Origin of the sequence: Cellulomonas triticagri, from assembly GCF_003696205.1 — a bacterium.
GTDB lineage: Bacteria > Actinomycetota > Actinomycetes > Actinomycetales > Cellulomonadaceae > Cellulomonas > Cellulomonas triticagri.
Window position 1 is genome coordinate 1 of record NZ_RFFI01000090.1, and the last position, 18,123, is coordinate 18,123.

At 74.7% G+C, this 18,123-nt stretch carries 14 protein-coding genes; 2 read left to right on the top strand and 12 right to left on the bottom strand.

Annotated elements, in window-relative coordinates:
* The 12 genes from EBM89_RS14865 to EBM89_RS14920 all read right to left on the bottom strand — a co-directional run.
* Positions 1-1,938: glycosyltransferase (locus EBM89_RS14865; protein ID WP_122150272.1), on the bottom strand; the 1,938-nt coding region annotated here is incomplete at its 3' end.
* Between the two features lie 52 nt (positions 1,939-1,990).
* Complete coding sequence (locus EBM89_RS14870; RefSeq protein WP_122150274.1) at positions 1,991-3,172, bottom strand: glycosyltransferase family 4 protein; 1,182 nt, start codon at positions 3,170-3,172, stop codon at positions 1,991-1,993.
* Positions 3,169-4,056: a glycosyltransferase family 2 protein gene (locus EBM89_RS14875; protein WP_122150276.1), complete on the bottom strand. Its 888-nt coding sequence runs from the start codon at positions 4,054-4,056 to the stop codon at positions 3,169-3,171. The genes EBM89_RS14870 and EBM89_RS14875 overlap by 4 nt, the downstream gene beginning before the upstream one ends.
* Positions 4,057-4,092: 36 nt before the next feature.
* Entirely contained in the window at positions 4,093-7,428 is a 3,336-nt protein-coding gene (locus EBM89_RS14880; RefSeq protein WP_122150278.1) for a discoidin domain-containing protein, read from the bottom strand.
* 95 nt (positions 7,429-7,523) lie between these two features.
* Positions 7,524-8,351 carry an ABC transporter permease gene (locus EBM89_RS14885; protein WP_147463568.1) on the bottom strand — a complete coding sequence of 276 codons (828 nt, stop codon included), beginning with the start codon at positions 8,349-8,351 and terminating at the stop codon, positions 7,524-7,526.
* A gap of 5 nt (positions 8,352-8,356) precedes the next feature.
* Positions 8,357-9,565 (bottom strand): ABC transporter ATP-binding protein, encoded by a 1,209-nt coding sequence (locus tag EBM89_RS14890; protein ID WP_122150281.1) that lies wholly within the window; start codon positions 9,563-9,565, stop codon positions 8,357-8,359.
* Complete coding sequence (locus EBM89_RS14895; RefSeq protein ID WP_122150283.1) at positions 9,562-10,653, bottom strand: glycosyltransferase family 4 protein; 1,092 nt, start codon at positions 10,651-10,653, stop codon at positions 9,562-9,564. Before EBM89_RS14895 ends, EBM89_RS14890 begins: the two co-directional genes overlap by 4 nt.
* Entirely contained in the window at positions 10,646-11,794 is a 1,149-nt protein-coding gene (locus EBM89_RS14900) for a glycosyltransferase WbsX family protein (protein ID WP_122150285.1), read from the bottom strand. The genes EBM89_RS14895 and EBM89_RS14900 overlap by 8 nt, the downstream gene beginning before the upstream one ends.
* Positions 11,795-12,125: 331 nt before the next feature.
* Complete coding sequence (locus tag EBM89_RS14905) at positions 12,126-13,409, bottom strand: NAD(P)H-dependent oxidoreductase (protein ID WP_122150287.1); 1,284 nt, start codon at positions 13,407-13,409, stop codon at positions 12,126-12,128.
* A complete protein-coding gene (rfbC, locus tag EBM89_RS14910) occupies positions 13,406-13,966 on the bottom strand; it encodes a dTDP-4-dehydrorhamnose 3,5-epimerase (RefSeq protein ID WP_122150289.1) in 561 nt (186 codons plus the stop codon). The genes EBM89_RS14905 and rfbC overlap by 4 nt, the downstream gene beginning before the upstream one ends.
* Positions 13,963-14,991, bottom strand: coding sequence for an NAD-dependent epimerase/dehydratase family protein (locus EBM89_RS14915; protein ID WP_122150291.1), 1,029 nt, complete (start codon positions 14,989-14,991; stop codon positions 13,963-13,965). Before EBM89_RS14915 ends, rfbC begins: the two co-directional genes overlap by 4 nt.
* 4 nt (positions 14,992-14,995) lie before the next feature.
* Positions 14,996-15,820: a glucose-1-phosphate cytidylyltransferase gene (locus tag EBM89_RS14920; RefSeq protein WP_122150293.1), complete on the bottom strand. Its 825-nt coding sequence runs from the start codon at positions 15,818-15,820 to the stop codon at positions 14,996-14,998.
* Positions 15,821-16,206: 386 nt separating this feature from the next.
* Here EBM89_RS14920 and EBM89_RS14925 point away from each other — a divergent pair, with 386 nt between their 5' ends.
* Together EBM89_RS14925 and EBM89_RS14930 are read left to right on the top strand one after the other, a co-directional pair.
* Positions 16,207-17,154, top strand: coding sequence for a polysaccharide deacetylase family protein (locus tag EBM89_RS14925; protein WP_158609677.1), 948 nt, complete (start codon positions 16,207-16,209; stop codon positions 17,152-17,154).
* Between the two features lie 19 nt (positions 17,155-17,173).
* The coding region (locus EBM89_RS14930) for a glycosyltransferase family 2 protein (protein WP_147463569.1) at positions 17,174-18,123 on the top strand (950 nt) is incomplete at its 3' end.

The following is an 18,123-nucleotide window of genomic DNA, read 5'->3' on the forward strand; positions in this document are numbered from 1 at the left end:
GGCGCGGCCGCGGTCGCCGGGCAGCAGCGCGCGGGGCACGCCGCCGAGCAGCACGGCGGCCCGGACGGCGGTCCAGCCCGCGGCGCCGTGGTGGGTGCGGAAGTACCGCTCCTGCCCGGCGTGGAAGTGGGTCTCCCGCCGGGTGGGGTCGCTGCTGGTGCCGCCGCCGACGTGCCGGGCGAGGACGTCGGTGGCGACGGCGGTGCGCCAGCCCCGGTCGAGGGCACGCCGCTGCCAGTCGGTCTCCTCGGAGTACAGGAAGTACCGCTCGTCGAACCCGCCGACGTCGGCGAGCGCGGCGGCGCGCAGCAGCAGCACGGAGCCGATGACGAAGCCGTCCGCGGGCTCCTCGGCGACGCCGAGCCCGACGGCCTGGCGCCACGCGGCACCGGGGGTGGGGAACGGCCAGCGCACGCGCGCGAGCTCGCCCTCGTCGTCGGCCTGCTCGGGTCCGACGGCGCCGAGGTCGTCGCGGGCGTGCAGCCGGGCGACGAGCGCCCGGATCGCGGCGACGTCCACGCGCGCGTCGGGGTTGAGCAGCAGCACGTCGGCGTCGGGGCGCTGCCGGTCGCGCAGCGCGACGTTCACGGCGGAGCCGAAGCCGAGGTTGGCGCCGGGGTCGAGGTACCGGGCCCCGGCGTCGAGGGCCACGCGGCGGACCTCGGGGTCGCCGGAGTTGTCGACGACGGTGACGGCCAGGTCGGCGGCGACGGGCGCGAGCGCCCGGGCGAGCAGGTCGGGCGCGCCGTAGGCGACGACGACCACCTCGGGGTCGGCGACGCCGGGGGCGTCGCAGGTGCCGGGGCCCGCGGGCATTGCGCCGCGGACGGGACCGGCGAGGTCGCGGTACATCGCCTCGTAGCGCGCGGCGACGGCGTCCCACGTGTACTCGGCGGCGCGGGCGTGCCCCTGCTCGCGCAGGGTGTCCGCGAGGCCGGGGGTGTCGCGGACCTCGCCGAGCGCGCGGGCGAGGGCGGCGGCGTCGCCGGGCGGGACGAGCAGCCCGGCGCCGCCGACGACGTCGCGCAGGGCGCCGCTGTCGGAGGCGACGACGGGCACGCCCGCGGCCATGGCCTCGACGGCGACGCGGCCGAACTGCTCCAGCCAGCCGGGGGCGGCGACGGACGGCACGGCGAGCACGTCGAGGGACCGGTAGAACGCGGCGAGGTCGTCCCCGGCGAGGTGCCCGTGGAAGGTCACGCGCCCGGCGAGCGCGGGGGTGGCGGCGCGGCGGCGCAGCTCGGCCTCGTGCGGTCCGGCGCCCGCGAGGGCGACGTGCAGGCGCGGGTCGGCCTCGGCGGCGTCGAGCAGCACGTCGAGGCCCTTGTGGGGGTGCAGGAAGCGGCCGACGTAGCCGGTGCGTGCGGGGGCGGCCGCACCGACTACGCCGGCGTCCGTGGGGGCGGCCGCGCCGGGGCCGCCCGCGGGCTCGACGCCGAGCCCGATCACGTGCGCGGGGGCGGTGAGCCCCTTGGCACGCAGGATCTCGCCGGCCTCGCTGTTGCAGACGCTGACGGCGCCCGCGCGGCGCAGCGCCCAGCGCTCCCACCACCGGAACGGCGGCGGGTAGCGCTTGGCGAGGTTCTGCGCGGAGTAGAGCACGTAGGGCGTGCGCACCCGGCGCAGCGCCCGCAGCAGCAGGATCTCGGCGGTGGCGAGCGCGGCGGGCTCCTCGTGCAGGTCGAGGACGTCCCACTGCTCGCCGAGCGCGCGCCAGATCGGGCGCGGGTCGTAGAGGAACACGTTCGGGTGGCGGCCGAGGGTGCGCACGCCGACGACGTCCTCGCCCGGCCGGGGCTCGAGGGCGACCGGGCGGCCGCCCTCCTCCCAGGTGCGGGCGGACAGGGTGCGCACGGTCATCCCGCGGGCGCGCAGGGCGTCCTCCCGGCCGCGCCACGCGGTGACGACGGCGCTGTGGGAGAACCGGAGCACGCGCATGGGGACCATCGTGCCGGTTACCGTCACAATTCGGACATCTGGTGCAAAAGGTTCACCCGACCGGCCTGGGTGAAAGTCCGGCGACCTCCGCCAGCACGGCGTCCAGGCGACCCCGGGCCCACGCCCAGTCGCGCGCCTCGGCGTGCAGGCGGCAGCCCCGCCCGACGGTCCGGCGCAGCATCTCGTCGTCCGCCAGCGCGGTCAGCGCCGCGGCCAGGTCGGCCGGGTCGTCGGGCCGCACGCGCACCCCGGCGTCGCCCATCACCTCGGGGATGCCGCCGATGGCGGACGCCACCACGGGGACCCCGCTGGCCATGCCCTCCATGACGGTGAGCGCGAACGGCTCCGCCCACCGCGACGGCACGACGACGACGTCGGCCTCGCGGTACAGGTCCGCGACCTCGGCGCGCGGCCGGAACGGCACGAGCCGCACCCGGTCGCCGAGCGCGGCGGCCTTCTGCGCGACCTCGCGCTCGAACGGGGACAGCGACGCCGCGGCGTCGAAGTTCTGCGAGCCGACCAGGGTGACCTCGACGTCGTCCCGGTCCAGCAGCGCGAGGGCGTCGAGCAGCACGTCGGCGCCCTTGTCCCGGATCATCCGGCCGACGAACACCACGCGCAGCCGCTCGCCGCGCGCGGGGTCGGCGCGCGGCGTGAACCGGGTGGTGTCCACGCCGTTCGGGACGACGCGCAGGCGCGAGCGCAGCGCGGCGGGCAGGTGGACGGCGGTCTGCTCGGCGAGGTCGCCGCTGACGCACACGATCGCGGCGGCCCGGCCGAGCACCCGGTCGGCCTCGCGCGGGGTGTAGGTGCGTAGCAGCAGGTTGTGCGCGTAGAGCACGGCGGCGTGCCGCTCGTGCACCAGCGGGACGAGCTGCGGGGCGTTGTGGGCGAGCACCGCGCCCGCGGGCCAGGCGTCCTGCTCGGCGACGGTGGGCGCGAGCGTGCGGCGCACGCCCGGGCGGGGCAGCCCGAGGCGCCCGGCGAGGGCGTCCACGTACCGGTCGGCCGGGCGCGCGACGGCGAGCGGGTAGCCGATCACGTCGGCCGAGGCGTACCGGTCGGGGTACGTCCCGTCCGCGACGGCGACCCGGGGCCGCGGCGTCGTGCCGGCGGGCAGCGCCGCGCACAGCCCGTCGACCACCGTGGGGATGGCGGAGCCGGTGCGGGGCGAGAAGTGGTCGCCCGGCGTCAGGACGTGCACCTCGGGCACCCGGCCCCCGTCGCCGCTCATCCGCGCTGGCTCCGCGGCTGGCGCCCGAGGGCGGCCCAGACGTCGGCGGCGGGGCCGCGCCAGCGCGGCAGCGTCCAGGCCACGGGGATGGTCGCGAGGGCGCGGGCCGTCTCGGCGGCGCCGATGCGGGACGCCAGGACGCCGCGGGCCATCTCGACGCTGACCATGGTGTGCGGGAACGCGAACCGCACGGACGCCTTCGGCGCGTGCCACTGCACCTGCGCTTGGCCCTGCTGGGAGAACTGCTCGGCGTGCCGGCGCTGCAGGAACAGCTGCTCGGGCACCAGCGCGAACGGTCCCTGGCAGGCGAGCTCGGCGAGCAGCACCAGGTCGTTGCCGACGGTCGGCCGGATGCCCCGGGTGCGGCGCAGGGCGTCGGTGCGGTGCAGACCGTAGAACAGGTGCGCCGCCTGGGCGTTCAGGAAGTGCGCCATCCGCTGGTGCGGGGTGGGCTCGTCGCAGGCGAGGTCGGCGTCGTTCAGGTCCTCGGTGATGACCCCGCCGGCGTCGATGATCTGGGTGCGCGGGGACACCAGCACGGTCGCGGGGTCGGCGTCCGCGAAGGTCTCCAGGCACCGGCGCACGAACGCGGGCCGCCGGATGTCGTCCGCCGCCGCCCAGGTGAAGTAGGGCGCGGTGGCGAGGTCCAGCACGTGGTTGAAGTTGTACCGACCACCCCAGTTCTCGGGCAGCCGGACGTATCGGATGCGGGGGTCCTCGGCGGCCGCGGCCCGGCAGATCTCCTCCGTGGCGTCGGTGGACGCGTTGTCGGAGATGACGATCTCGAGGTCGGCCTCGTCCTGCTCGCGCACGGAGTCGAGGGCGGCGGGCAGGTACTTCTCCCCGTTGTAGACGGGCATGCCCACGGTGGCCCGGGCTGGCATGGTGCCTCCTTCGCGGAGTCGGGACGGACGAGGGGATCAGGCGGGGCCGTGCGCGGCGAGGCTCACCAGGCCGAGCGGCCAGGAGGGCTCGACCTGCACCGGCTCCCACGCGGGGAGCAGGCCGCCGGTCTGGCCGCCGTAGTTGGCGCTGGGGATGGTGACGTCCCGCTGCGTGGTGCTCGGGATGACGACCCGCACGGCGGTGACGTCGGCGACGGCGTCGAACCGCACGACGTGGGTCCGGGCGAGGAACGCGTCGGTGACCTCGCCGACGTCGGTCCAGGTGCCGTCGACCTCGACCTGCACGGTGGCGTCGCGCAGGCCCGCGGTGCAGCACCGGATCCCGGCGGAGCCGATGACGACCCGGTCGACGGTGGCGGGGGAGTCGAGGTCGACCTGCACCCACGGGCTGACGTCGGGCTCGCCGCCCGCGGTGGGTCCGGCGCGCCACGGGTCGGCGAGGGCGCCGTCCGCGGTGAGCAGCGTCGCGAGGTCGCCCGCCGAGGTGGAGGACGCCGTGGCGGTGCCGCCGGCGAGCAGGTTCGTGCTGCTGCCGGCACCGTCGACCGCCTCGACGGCCAGCCCGCTGCCGTCCGGCGCGGACAGGAACTGCGGGGAGCCGGTGACGGTCAGCGTGGTGGGCGTGCCCGCGGCGACGTCCACGGTGCGGGTGCCGCCGTAGACGTCGGTGACGGTGACCTGCGCGTCGGCGGTCGCGGTGAGCGCGACGTCGGTGACGGCGTCCAGCGTCCAGACCGCGAGCAGCGGGTCGCCGCCCGACGGGTCCGGGGCGTCCCCGGCCTCACCGGTGCGGGCGCCCACGGACATCGCCCGGACGACCGGGTCCGCGACCTCGACGGGCTGCGCGGCGGGCCGCCCGTCCAGCAGGCCGGACACGGTGGCCATGGCGAGCGCGCCGGGCTTCACGAACGAGCCGACCTGGACCAGGGACCAGCTGTTGCCGCCCTCGCCCCAGCCGCCCTCGCTGAAGAAGTACATCCACGCCGAGACGTCCAGGGCGCTCTGCCACAGGGACGTGCGGGCGACGTCGTACGCCTGGCCCCAGGTGTTCGCGGGGCCGTCCGACCACCAGCCGGACTCGGTGTTCCACACCTCGACGTCGCCGCCGCAGGCGGCCAGCACCTCGCGCAGCGCCGTGATCTGCCCGATCGGGCCCTGCGCGCCCTCCTCGTCCCAGGACCGGTTGTAGCCGGTGTAGGGGTGGATGCCGACGACGTCCCACGCCGCGCAGGCGCCCGCGTCCACGGCCTGCTGGTACCAGGGCACGACGACGTTGAGGGCGTTGCCGCCGATGATCCGGGCGCGGGGGTCGACCGCGCGCACGGCGCGGGAGAACGGCTGCAGCACCTGGGTGACGTACTGGGCGCCGTCGCCGAAGCCGGTGTTGTTCGGCTCGTTCCACGGGGCCCACAGCGTGACGTCGGGGGCGCCGGCGTGCACGGCGGTGACGATGGCGGAGACCCACGCCTCCCACGTGCCGTCGGCGACGGCCTGCTGCGCGCGCTCGTCGGCCTCGCCGACCTGCACGTAGAGGTGCACCCCGCGCTGGACGGCCTCGGTCGCGGCGGCGGCGAGCCCGGCGAACGGGTCGCCCTCCTCGGCCCCCGGCAGCGCGCCGAGGTCGAGGGCGGCGACGGAGGGGGTGGCGTCGTCGGGGACCATGCCCGCGAAGTCGATCTGCACGCGGTGCGTGCCGAGGCCGAGCTCGTCGGCGATCTGGACGCCGCGCAGCGGGCCCGCCCCGCCCCAGTCGGCGCCGTCGGCCAGCGCGCCGGGGTCGAACGTCGCGCCCGGCGCGCCCACGGCGTACCGCAGGCAGGTCGCGGCGCGCTCCTCGCCGGTGGCCGTCTCGACCAGGGTCGCGTGCACCTCGTACGGGCCCGGCCGCGCGGCCGGGAGGTCGAGCGCGACCTCGCCGCCGTCGGCGGGGATCGCGGCGGTGCCGGTCACGGGCTCGACCGCGGGCTGCGCCCACGGGTCGCCGGTGACGGTGTACCGCAGCTCGTAGTCGTCGGAGACGGCGCCCCACCACGGGTCGAAGGTCGCGTGCACGGCCGGGGTCTCGCCGTCGGCGAAGTAGTCGTCCACCGCGTCGGTCTCCAGGCCCGCGCCGTAGCCGAGCCGGTCGGTGGTCGCGGAGACGCCGAGGTTCCAGGTGATCGGCGCGGACATCAGGGTGTCCAGCTCGGCGGCGGTCACCTGGACCAGGCCGAGCGTGCCGTCCTCGGCCGGGCCGAGGTAGGAGTACGTGTCGCCGGTGCGCTGCACGGGCGTGTGGTCCGCGAGCCGGAACGTGGAGCCCTGTCCCTCGCCGGACAGGGCGATCCGCCGCCACACGCCGTCCTCGCCGAGCTCGACGACGCGCCAGGTCGGGCCGATGACGAGGAACCCGTCGCCCTCCGGCGCGGGCACCACGGCGGTCGGGTGGTCGAGGGTGAGGCCGCGCCCGTTGGTGGAGTCGCCGGGCTGCCCGCTGCCGATCTGCACGAGCGTGTCGCCGTCGGCGTCGTACCGGGTCAGCGTCGTGTAGGACGCGTCCCCGTCGACGTCGCTGGACACGAACACGGTCCCGTCGGGCTGCGGGAAGAACCGCGGGTACCAGTCCCACGCGAGCGTCGGGCCGTCGGACACGGTGCCGTCGGCGTGCAGCAGCGCGAGCGTCCGCGACCGCTCCAGCGCGGCGGCCGCCACGACGCCGTCGTCCGCGCCCGCGGGCCACGCCATGACGTCGATGACCCGGCCGCCGTCCTCGGCCGCGAGGTCCCACGTGGTGCCGGGGTCGGCGGACCCCGCGTCGGGGGTCCACGAGCCGACCTCGGCGCCGGAGCGCGCGCCGGTCGTGGTGACCACGGCGCCGTCGGGCGCGAGGGCGAACGCCTCCGGGGCGCTGCCGCCCGCGCCGGGCGCGACCGTGACGGACCCGGTCGCGTCGCCGCCCGTGCCCCACGAGGTGATCGTGGCCGAGGCGTCCGTGCGGGCGAGCGTGGCGACGTGCTCGCCGGTCGCCTCCAGGCCGGAGACGTCCCCGCCGCCGAGCCGGTCCACGGCCGCCTGCAGGTCCGCCACGAGCGGGCTCGGCTCGACCGTCGGCGCGTCGGCCGCCAGGGCCGCGAACCGGCCCGGGTCGACCACGCCGCACATCGCCGCGGCGGGGGCGCCTGCGGCGGGCAGGTCGCCGGTGGCGGACACCGCGGCGCCCTCGTCCCGGGTGAGGACCGCGGCGGTGCCCGCGCCCAGGACGGCGAGCGCGGTCACCCCCGCGGTCACGGCCCAGCCGCGGCGGCGGCGCGGTGCCGTCCCCGGGGCGGTGGCTGCGCCGGGGGCGCCGGTGGCGTCGTGCGGTGCGGTCATGGCCGTCCCCGTCCGTGCTGCGTCACCGGCGGTCCGGTGGCGTCGTGGCGTGCGTCTCGTCGTCGTGCGGCCGGCGGACCGGTCGCGGGCGGGCGCTAGATCACGTCCGCGAAGCCGCGTTCCATCTTCGAGAAGATCAGCATCCCGCCGACGAAGACCACGACGCTGACGCCCGCGGCACCCGCGAGCTGCCACAGCGGCGGCTGCGCGAGGTCGAGCAGCGCCCAGCGGAAGCCCTCGAGGATCCAGGTCAGCGGGTTGATGTCGAACAGCCAGCGGATGCTGCCGCTGACCTCGGACAGCGAGTAGGCCAGCGGGCTGGCGTACAGCAGCGACTGCATCGCGAACGGCACGATGTAGTTGATGTCGCGGAACTTCACCATGAGCGCCGAGCAGGCCATGCCGATGCCGGAGCCGAGCAGCACGGTCGCGAGGATCCACAGCGGCAGCGTCGCCAGGCCCCAGCCCGGGGTGATGCCGTAGATCACCAGCAGGGCGACCATCAGCACGGACGCGACCAGGAAGTCGACCAGCACCGACAGCACGGTGCTCAGCGGCACCAGCAGGCGCGGGAAGAACACCTTGGAGATCAGCGCCTGGTTGTTCACCAGGGACGGCGCCGCGCGGGTGACGATGCCGTTGAACACCGTCCACGCGAGCATGCCGGTGAACGAGAACACGAAGTAGGGCACCCCGTCGCTGGACAGGTTGGCGATCTGCCCGAAGACGATGGAGAAGATGCCCGCGCTCAGCAGCGGCTGCAGCACCACCCAGATCACGCCGAGCGCGGTCTGCCGGTAGCGGAGCTTGAGGTCGCGGATGCCGAACCGGGTGAAGACCTCGCGGGCCTCCCACATCTCGCGCCACGAGGGCAGCGGGAGGCGTCCGGGCGGGGTGATGACGGTCGTGCGCGTGGTGGTCACGGCGGTCACCGCCTCTCGTAGTCGAAGTCGGCGAGCACGAGGCCGGCGTCCAGGCCCTCGTCGGACACGGCCTGCGGGTAGGGCAGCACCGGGTGGATCTCGAAGCGGCCGGCGCCCTCGAACGAGTCGAGCACCCCCGACGAGCACACGAACAGGTCGACGGTGTACTCGCCGGGCTTCAGCCACGGGTTCTTGATGGTGAGCGCGATCTTCTGCTCGACGGACGGGTCCAGCCACAGGCCGGTGACCCGGGAGTCGCACTGCAGGATCGTGGTGCCGTGCCGGTCGTTGATGTGGCACGAGACGAAGTACTTGCCGATGTAGTCCTGGTTGGCGCTCACCAGGAACTCGATCGTCTTGTCCTCGGTGGTCTTGTACAGCGGGCTCGTGACGGTCGCTGAGGTGATCCGGACCTCGCCCGTGCCGGGGCGGCGCTCGATGTCGGTGGCGCTCATCGACACCCGGTCGCGGCTGGTCTGGTAGAGCTCGATCGCCTCGTCCACCTCGCCGTGCATGACGAGCTTGCCGTGCTCCAGGAAGATCGCCGAGGTGCACAGCGACTTCACGGTCTGGATCTGGTGCGAGACGTACAGCACCGTGCGGCCCTGGGCGGCGACCTGGCGCATCCGCTCGATGCACTTGGCCTGGAACTCGGCGTCGCCGACGGCCAGGACCTCGTCGATCGCGAGGATCTCGGTGTCCAGGTGCGCGGCGACGGCGAACGCGAGCCGCACGTACATGCCGGAGGAGTAGCGCTTCACGGGGGTGTCGAGGAACTTCTCGACGCCGGAGAACGCCACGATCTCGTCGAAGCGCGCCTTGATCTCGCTCTTGCGCATCCCGAGCAGGGTGCCGTTGAGGAAGACGTTCTCGCGGCCGGTGAGCTCGGGGTGGAACCCGGTGCCGACCTCGAGCAGGGAGCCGACGCGGCCCGTCAGCTCGATCTGGCCGCGGGTGGGCGCGGCGACGCGGGTGAGCAGCTTCAGCAGCGTGGACTTCCCGGCGCCGTTGCGGCCCAGGATGCCGATGGCCTCGCCGCGCGGGATCTCGAAGCTGATGTCGTCGAGCGCGCGGAACTCCTCGAACTGCTGGCGCTCGAGGGGGTGGCGCAGGCGGCGCATCACCGCCTCGGCGGCGGTCGAGGGGGCGTCGTCCGAGGCGGCGATCTTGTAGCTCTTGCCGACCCCGGCGGCGCGGATGGCGACGTCGGTCATGTGCGGTCTCCGGTGTGGACGGTGCGAGCGGGCTCGCGGTACAGGCGCTCGTAGGCGTCGGCGACGGCGGTGAGCGAGAAGGAGCGGGACCGCTCCAGGCCGGCGGCGGACAGGGCCGCGCGCCGGGGGGCGTCCTCGAGCAGGTCGGCCAGGGCGGTGCCGAGGCCGTCGAGGTCGGCGAGCACCGCGGCGCGGCCCTCGTCGCTGACGTAGCGGGCGCCGACGTTGGGGGTGGCGACGACCGGCAGGCCGCTCGCCATCGCCTCGGCGTAGGGGATGCCGAAGCCCTCGTAGGACGACGGCAGGCAGAACACCCACGCGCGCCGGTAGGCGTCCGCGAGGTCCTCGTCGGACAGCCGGCCGAGGACCCTGATGCCCTCGCCCGGGTCCGCCGGGGCGTCCCGGGTCACCATCCACAGCTCGGCGCCGGGGACGCGGGGGCGGACGTCGCGCTGGAACGCCGCGGCGAGGTCCTTGCCCCGCTTGCGGCCGTGCCAGGTGCCGACGAACAGGATCACCGGGTGGTCGGCGCGCGCGGCGTCGCCCTCGGGGGCCGGGGTGAACCGGGTGGTGTCGACGCCGTTCGGGATGACGTCGTGCGAGCGCGGCACCCAGCGGCGGGTCTGCGGGGACACCACGACGACGCGGTCCGCGACCACGGACGCCAGCACCTCGGTCAGGCCGAGCATCAGCATCCGCAGCTTCTCCTTGGCGCCGCGGATGTGCCGCGCCTCCTCGAAGCAGGAGCCGTGCACGGTGCGCACGTGCAGGCCGGCACGGCGGCGCCACATCCAGTAGTCGTCGCCGTGCGCGTGCACGACGTCGTAGCCGGTGTAGTCCTGGCGGCGCAGCGCGCTGGCGAACCGGAAGGTGCGCAGCGAGCCGGACATCGCGACGTGCCGGTGGCCGTAGGCGGCGCCGGGCACGGGCGGGCAGTCGGAGAACACGTCGACCTGGTGGCCGCGTGACGCGAGCTCGGTGGCGAGCTCGTGCGCCTGGAAGCCCACGCCGATCTTGCTGCCGGACGGCAGGTAGTACGACAGCATCGCGATGCGCAGCGGCTCCTGCACCGCCGGTGCCTCACCCATGCGTGACCCCGAGGTCCTGGGCGGGGGTCAGCACCGGCGCGGCCTGGGTCGCGATGGTGCTGGTGCTGCGCAGCCCGTCGTGCAGCGCCTCCAGCCACGCGTGGCCGTGCTCCAGGTCGGGCTCCAGGTAGTTCCCCTCGGCCCACTCGTTCCACGACTTGACCCACAGCAGCCGCTCCTGCGCGGGGCGGTCCTGCAGGGTGTCGACAGCCTGGCGGACGTGCCGGCCGAAGAGCTCCGGGGTGGACCCGGTCAGCACCACGGCGCGGGAGCCGGAGCGCGGCGAGTTGTCCCAGTTGGGGTACACGCACGGCTGCAGGCGGTCGGAGATCCCGGCGGGGGCGGGCTGGAAGTCGGGGGCGTGCGGGAACACCTCGGGACGGCCGAGCTTGCGGCCGATCCGCATCCGCAGCACGTCGGCGCGCGTCTGCCGGGCGGGGATCCGCATGTACACGCCCGCGTCGAAGCCGGCGGCGTCGACGTCGGTGTACTTCGGGCCGCGGCTCAGCAGGTCGGACACCTCGGCGACCAGGTACAGCCCCGGCAGCCCGGCCGCGCGGGCCATGGCCTGCCAGCGGTCCACGAACGCGGCGGCGTCCGGCAGGTCCTCCGGGCGGAAGACGTAGAAGACCGGGCGGTCGTCCACGCGCAGGTAGCGCTCGTCCCGGAACGCGGGCAGCAGGGAGTCGAAGTGCGCCTGCTCGTCCTCGGGGCCGGGGTAGGTCTGCTCCATGAGGATGCGGTCCTTGGCGCCGTGCCAGATGCCGCTCCAGGTCTGGTTGGCCCAGGCGAGGCAGAACTTCACCGACGGGGCGCCGGACGCCAGCACCTCGGCGAACGGGCGCTCGAGGATGCGGCGCCCGCCGCCGAACCAGTAGTGCCAGTACACGAACGCCTCGACGCCGTACCGCTCGGCCAGGTCGCTCTGCGCCTCGCGGGCCTCGGGCATCCGCAGGTCGTAGAAGCCGAGGTCGGCGGGGATGTGCGGCTGCACGTGGCCCCGGAACAGCGGCCGGGCCTTGGCGGTGTTGGTCCACTCGGTGAAGCCGGGGCCCCACCACGCGTCGTTCTCCGGCACCGGGTGGAACTGGGGCAGGTAGAACGACACCGCGCGGGCGCGCAGGTCGGCGGAGGCGGTCATCGGTGGCTGGCCCTTCGTGCGGCTCCGGCGGCGAGGCCGGCGCGGTGGGGGGAGGTGGCTGCGGTGCGCGGGGGCACGGTCCCTCCTCCGTTGTCGTGACGGCCGGGGGACGACGGGTCGGTCCCCCCAGGCCCGTTCCTGTTCGTGAGTCTATGAGGCGGTATGTCCGGTTTGTCCGTCGACCCCGGGTGAAAGCCCTGGCATCCGGGTGATGGTGCGGGGCCCGCCCCGCCGGCCGCGCCCGCCACGGCGGTGCGCGCCGAACGTGCACGAGACACGCCCGCGGTGCCCTCAGTGAGGGCCCTGGCGACGTGTCTCGTGCACGCTCGCGTCAGACCAGGGCGGCCTGGGCCTCGCGGAGTGCGTCGACCAGGCGGCCCTCGGGGAGCGCGACGTCGTCGTACGTGAGGGTGGCGTCCTTCGGGACGTCGCGGACCAGGGTGCAGCCCTCGGCGACGCCGACGGGCAGCAGCCGCTCGGTGCGGGTGACGGCCGCCTTCTCCGCCTGCCCGTAGTAGTGGTACCCGCCGAGCGCGTCGAGGACGGTGCCCGCCGCCAGGTCGGTCTTGGCCGTCGTGACCACCTCGACCGTCGGGGCGCCGAGCGGCCGGATCGTCGCGTCGCCGAGCAGCGCGGCCCGGGCGATCGTCGTCGGCACCTCGAAGTGGCACAGGTGGTACGGCTGGTAGAACGAGTAGAGCGGCCCGGTGCCGAGCTTGTAGAGCTCGAGGTAGTGCCGCTGCTTCGGGTCGTCGTGCGTCGCCAGGACGTACACGCCCGGACCGGGCTTCGACCCGACGACGTAGTCCACGGCGCCACCGAGCGCCTTCAGCTCGTCCACGTCGTACTTCGCGGTGAGCTCGTCGACGTGGCCGTCGTGGTCCATGCCGAGCATGCCCCGGCGGTGCACGGACATGCCCGTGGCGTTGGCGACCAGCGCCTGCTCCACGGACACCTTGGTGCCGTCGGCGAACGAGGTGACCATGTGCGGGTCCTGGCCCCAGCGCTCGGCGAACGCCTTCTGCGTCGTGGGGGTGCGGTACTCGTCCTGCAGGCCCTTGATGTTGCCCGCGACCAGCGGGGTCAGGCCCAGGCCGCTGACGAACCGGAACAGGTTCATCTGCACGCCGGGCTGGTCCCCGTCGCAGCCGGTGTAGACGACGCCGGCCTTGTCGGCCAGGCGCGCGAGCTCGGGGCCGACGGTGGCGTCGACCTCGGCGTTCATCAGCACGAGGTGCTTGCCGTGCTCGAAGCAGGCGAGCGCGACGTGCGCGCCGAACTCGACGGCGCCGGTCACGTCGACCACCACGTCCACGCCGTCGGAGGCGACGGCGACGCGGTAGTCCTGCGTGATCGCGGGGGTCCCGGCGGCGGCCGCGCGGGCCAGGGCGGCGGGGGAGTCGACCTCCACCACGCCCGACAGGCCCGCCTCGGTGTACGCGCGGACGGCCTGCTCGGGGCGGCGGGCCACGATCGCGACGACGTCCATGCCCGGCACGGAGTTGACGATCTGGTTCACCAGGCCGCGGCCCATGAACCCGGCGCCGACCAGGGCGACCCGGATCGGCTTGCCGTCGGCCTGGCGGGCCTTGAGCAGCGAGTCGACGACGATCACGGCGCGACCTCCGCCGTCGGGGTGGCGGGGGCCTCGACGAGCGGCCAGGCCGCGTCCTTGTCCGAGATCACGGTGACCGGCACGGGCCACTCGATGCCGAACGCGGCGTCGTCGTACCGGAAGCCCTGCTCGCCCTCGGGGGCGTACGGGCCGCTGACCTGGTAGGTCACCTCGGCGCCGTCGGTGAGCGTCTGGTAGCCGTGCGCCACGTACGGCGGGATGAACAGCGCCCGCCGGTTGGCGGCCGTGAGCTCGACCATCACGTGCTTGCCGTACGTCGGGGAGTCCGGGCGGACGTCCACGGCCACGTCCACGATGGCGCCCGCGGTGCAGCGCACGAGCTTGCCCTCGGCGTACGGCGGCACCTGGCGGTGCAGGCCGCGCAGCGTGCCCGCGACGTGGTTGAACGACAGGTTGCACTGGACGACGGTGGTGTCCAGGCCGTGGGCCTCGAACTCCGTGACGTCGAAGGTGCGGGCGAAGAAGCCGCGGTCGTCGCCGCGCTCCTCCAGGTCGACGATCATCACGCCGTCGACGGCGGTGGGGGTGTACTTCACGGGTTCACCGTCCAGAACAGCTGCGGGTCGACCTGACCGGTCTTGAGCAGGTGCTCGATCTGCGCCAGGCGGGTGTGGCCGCGCCCGGTGAACGTCTCGGTGTCGAGCTGGATCTGCTCGAACACGCGGTGCAGCTGCGCGGCGCCGGCGGCGGCGTCCCAGTCGGTCTCGAAGCCGGGGAGCACCTGGCGGATCTTCGCGAACGACACCTTGTACGACCGGTTGTCCGCGCTCGGCTCGCCGAACGACACCTCGCAGCCGGGGAACTCCGCCCCGACCGTCTCGGCGATCTCGCGGACCGTGTAGTTGTTCGCGTCGGCGCCCACGTTCAGCACCTGGTTGTGCACGGCCTCGCGGTCGGCGTCCAGCACGGCGCGGATCGCCTTGGCGATGTCCAGGCCGTGCACCAGCGGGCGCCACGGGGTGCCGTCCGACGTCATCGCGATGCGGTGCGTCGTCCAGGCCAGGCCAGCGAGGTTGTTCAGCACGATGTCGAACCGCTGGCGCGGGGACGCGCCGAACGCGGTGGCGTTGCGCAGGAACGTGGGGGAGAACTCGTCGTCCGCCAGGGCGGTGACGTCGCGCTCGACCAGGGCCTTGCAGCGGGCGTAGGCCGTCTGCGGGTCGGTCGGGCTGGTCTCGTCCACGGTGCCGTCCGCGACGCCGTAGACCGAGCAGGACGACATGTAGACGAACCGGCTCACGCCCGCGCGCTTGGCCGCGGAGGCCAGGGCGACGGAGCCGTGGTGGTTGATGTCGTAGGTGACGTCGCCGATCCGGTCCCCGATGGGGTCGTTCGACAGCTCCGCCATGTGCACGACGGCGTCGTACCCGACGAGGTCGTCCGGGGTGACGTTCCGGATGTCCTTGACCAGGGTGTGCGGCGCCTCGGCGACGCCGTTGTAGAGCCAGCCGTTCTTGTAGTAGCCGGTGTCGAGGCCGGTGACCTCGTCGCCGCGGCTCAGGAGCGTCGGTGCCAGCAGGCTCCCGAGGTAGCCCTCGGTGCCGGTGACCAGGATGCGCACGTGCTCAGTCCTCCCAGATCTTCCACGGGGCGCGCCCTGCGTCCCACAGTCCGTTCAGCTCCGTCCAGTCACGGAACGTGTCCATGCCCATCCAGAAGCCCTCGTGCTCGAAGACCGACAGCTGCCGGTCGCGGGCGAGCTGCTGCAGCGGTGCGCTCTCAAGCATCACCGTCGGGTCGTCGTCGAGGTACTTGTCGACGAACGCGCGCTCGAACAGGAAGAAGCCGCCGTTGACCCAGCCGTCGGCCAGGGTGGGCTTCTCGTTGAACTCCACGACCGTGTCGCCCTCGACCCGCATCTCGCCGTAGCGGCTGGACGGGTGCACGCCGGTGAGCGTGCCCATGAGGCCCTGCTCGACGTGGTGGCGCAGGGCGCCGGTGATGTCGACGTCGCCGATGCCGTCGCCGTAGGTCAGCGCGAAGCGGTCGGCGTCCAGGTGGTCGGCGACCCGGCGGATGCGCGCGGCGGTCGCCGTGGTCAGCCCGGTCTCGACGAAGGTGATCTCCCAGTCCTCGCCGCCCGCGGCGTTGTGGAACACCGGCTCCCCCTCGGGACCCTCCGCGCCGAGGCGCAGCGTGAAGTCCGAGGTGAGGTGGCGGTAGTCGAGGAAGTACTGCTTGATCAGGTCGCTCTTGTACCCGAGGGCCAGCACGAACTTGCGGAAGCCGTGCTCGCTGTAGGTCTTCATGATGTGCCAGAGGATGGGGCGTCCGCCGATGTCGACCAGCGGCTTCGGCAGCTTCTCGCTGGCCTCCCGCAGGCGCGTGCCCATGCCACCGCACAGGATCACCACCGGGATGTCGGCGGGCGACAGCTCGCTCGCGGTCATGGCTCCTCCTCGGGAGGGGGTTCGGGGGTGGGTGGTCGTCTCGCGACCTGGCCCGAGGCTAGCCGGGGCAAAACACCCTAGACAGGTACAGACGGGTGAAAATCGGACATATCACCCCAAGGGGATGGCGGCCTGACCCGTCCGCGCGGCCGCGTTCCCCCGATGGGACGCAGGGGGGCGTCGTCGGCTCCAGATGGAGAGCGGATTCCCGGGCGGCGCGCGTCCGGTGCGCCGTCGGTGGCACGGGGTCGGGGGCGCTCGGGTGCGTCCGGGGTCGCCGTCGCCGCGCGTCCGTGCGGAGGTGGGTGCGGTGGTCAGCAGGAGCGGCGGTCGCCGCCCCCGGGGCAGTGCGTGACGCCGGTGGGCGAAACGACTGAGTCAATCGGGTGAAAAACGACAAAACGGACATCCGGCTGCGCGGCGGAGGGGCAGACTCCTGGGCGGCGGACGGCGTCGCCGGACCCGCCACCGACCACGAGGGGAAGCGGATGCCCGCCCAGCAGGACCCGGCCCGCACGGCCCCCGCCCGGGGCGCCGCGTCGACCCGCGCCGGCGAGGTGCACGTGTTCCGGCGCGACCTCGGCGACTTCGGGTCGCCCGCCGACCGGCCGCTGCGCCGCCGGGCCGCGCTGCGCCTCGCCGGACCGCTGCTCCGCAGCCTCAGCGTCACCATGTGCGTCGACACCGCCGAGCCCGTCGCCGCCCTCACCTACGACGACGGACCCGACCCCGCGCACACCCCGGGCCTCCTCGACGTGCTCGCCGCCCGGGGGCTGCGTGCCACGTTCTTCGTGCTCGCCGACCACGCCGTCGCCCACCCCGACCTCGTGCGCCGCACCGTCGCCGAGGGGCACGAGATCGCCCTGCACGGCGCCGACCACACCCGGCTGACCACGCTCCCGGACGCCGAGTCCGTCGCCGTCGTCGCCGACGCCCGCGCCCGCGTCGAGGACGTCGCCGGCGTGCCCGTCCGGCTGTTCCGCCCGCCCTACGGCGCGCACAGCGCGGGCGCCCTGCGCGGCTGGACCGCCCTCGGCCTCGAGACCGTCATCTGGTCCGGGTGGGCCGAGGACTGGTACGACGACGACCCCGCGCACGTCACCGCCCGCGCCCGCCGGTCGCTGCACCCCGGCGGGATCCTGCTGCTGCACGACACCCGCGCCGACCCCGAGACCCTCGGACCCACCGAGACGCTCCCGCGCTACGACCGCGCGGCCGTCTCCGCCGCCCTCGTCGACCCGCTGCTCGCCGAGGGTTGGTCGTTCGACACCGTCGGCGGGCTGCTGGCCCGCTACCCGCGCGTGCGCACCGTCGCCCGCGACCTCATGTCCTGACCACCGCAGGGGGACTGCTGTGAGCGCACTCAAGGACGGCCCCGGTGCTGGGGCCCCCGCCCCTACCCGGACGACCGCTGCCCGGACCGCCGCGTCGCCCGTCGCGGGCACGGACGGGCGCGACGACGTCGAGCTGACCGTCGTCGTCGCCGCCTGGAACGCCGAGGACACCCTCGCCGCCCAGCTGGACGCCCTCGCGCGGCAGTGCGCGACGTTCCCGTGGGAGGTCGTGCTCGCCGACAACGGCTCCACCGACGGCACCGTCGCCCTCGCCCGCACCTACGCCGACCGGCTGCGGCTCCGGGTGGTCGACGCCTCCGGGGTCCGCGGGGCCGGGGCCGCCCGCAACGTCGGCGTCGCCGCCGCGCACGCCCCGCTCGTCGCGTTCTGCGACGCGGACGACGTCGTCGCGGACTCCTGGGTCGCGACCGTCCGCACCGCCCTGCGCGACCGCGCGTTCGTCGCCGGGCGGTTCGAGGGCGCCCTGCTCAACGCCCCGCGCGTCCTGCGCTCCCGCACCCTGCCCCAGCAGGACGGGCTCCAGGAGTCCGAGAACCTCCCCGGGCTGCACGCCGCCGGCGCCGGGAACATGGGCCTGCACGTCGACGTCTTCCGGGCCGTCGGCGGCTTCGACCCGCACTGCCGGTTCCTCGAGGACACCGACCTGTGCTGGCGCATCCAGCTCTCCGGGGTGCCGCTCACCTGGCTGCCCGAGGCCGAGGTGCACGTCCGGCTGCGCGGCAGCCTGCGCTCCGCCGCCCGCCAGGGCTACGACTACGGCACCGGCGAGCGCTGGCTCGCGCAGCGGTACCGCGAGCAGGAGGCCCGGCTGCAGGCGCTCGCCGCCGAGCGCGCGGCCGGTGCGGCCGGTGCGGCCGGCGCGGTGCCGGAGGCGCCGGAAGCGGAGGCGGTGGAGGACCGCGTCCGCGCGACCCGGAACGGGGTGACCCTCACCGGCGCCGCCGTGAC

What these genes read in the sequence shown, in the direction of transcription:
- EBM89_RS14890 (WP_122150281.1), bottom strand. Translation starts at nt 9,565, where the DNA reads ATGACCGACGTCGCCATCCGCGCCGCCGGGGTCGGCAAGAGCTACAAG.
- EBM89_RS14875 (WP_122150276.1), bottom strand. Translation starts at nt 4,056, where the DNA reads ATGCCAGCCCGGGCCACCGTGGGCATGCCCGTCTACAACGGGGAGAAG.
- EBM89_RS14870 (WP_122150274.1), bottom strand. Translation starts at nt 3,172, where the DNA reads ATGAGCGGCGACGGGGGCCGGGTGCCCGAGGTGCACGTCCTGACGCCG.
- EBM89_RS14895 (WP_122150283.1), bottom strand. Translation starts at nt 10,653, where the DNA reads ATGGGTGAGGCACCGGCGGTGCAGGAGCCGCTGCGCATCGCGATGCTG.
- EBM89_RS14920 (WP_122150293.1), bottom strand. Translation starts at nt 15,820, where the DNA reads ATGACCGCGAGCGAGCTGTCGCCCGCCGACATCCCGGTGGTGATCCTG.
- EBM89_RS14900 (WP_122150285.1), bottom strand. Translation starts at nt 11,794, where the DNA reads ATGACCGCCTCCGCCGACCTGCGCGCCCGCGCGGTGTCGTTCTACCTG.
- EBM89_RS14880 (WP_122150278.1), bottom strand. Translation starts at nt 7,428, where the DNA reads ATGACCGCACCGCACGACGCCACCGGCGCCCCCGGCGCAGCCACCGCC.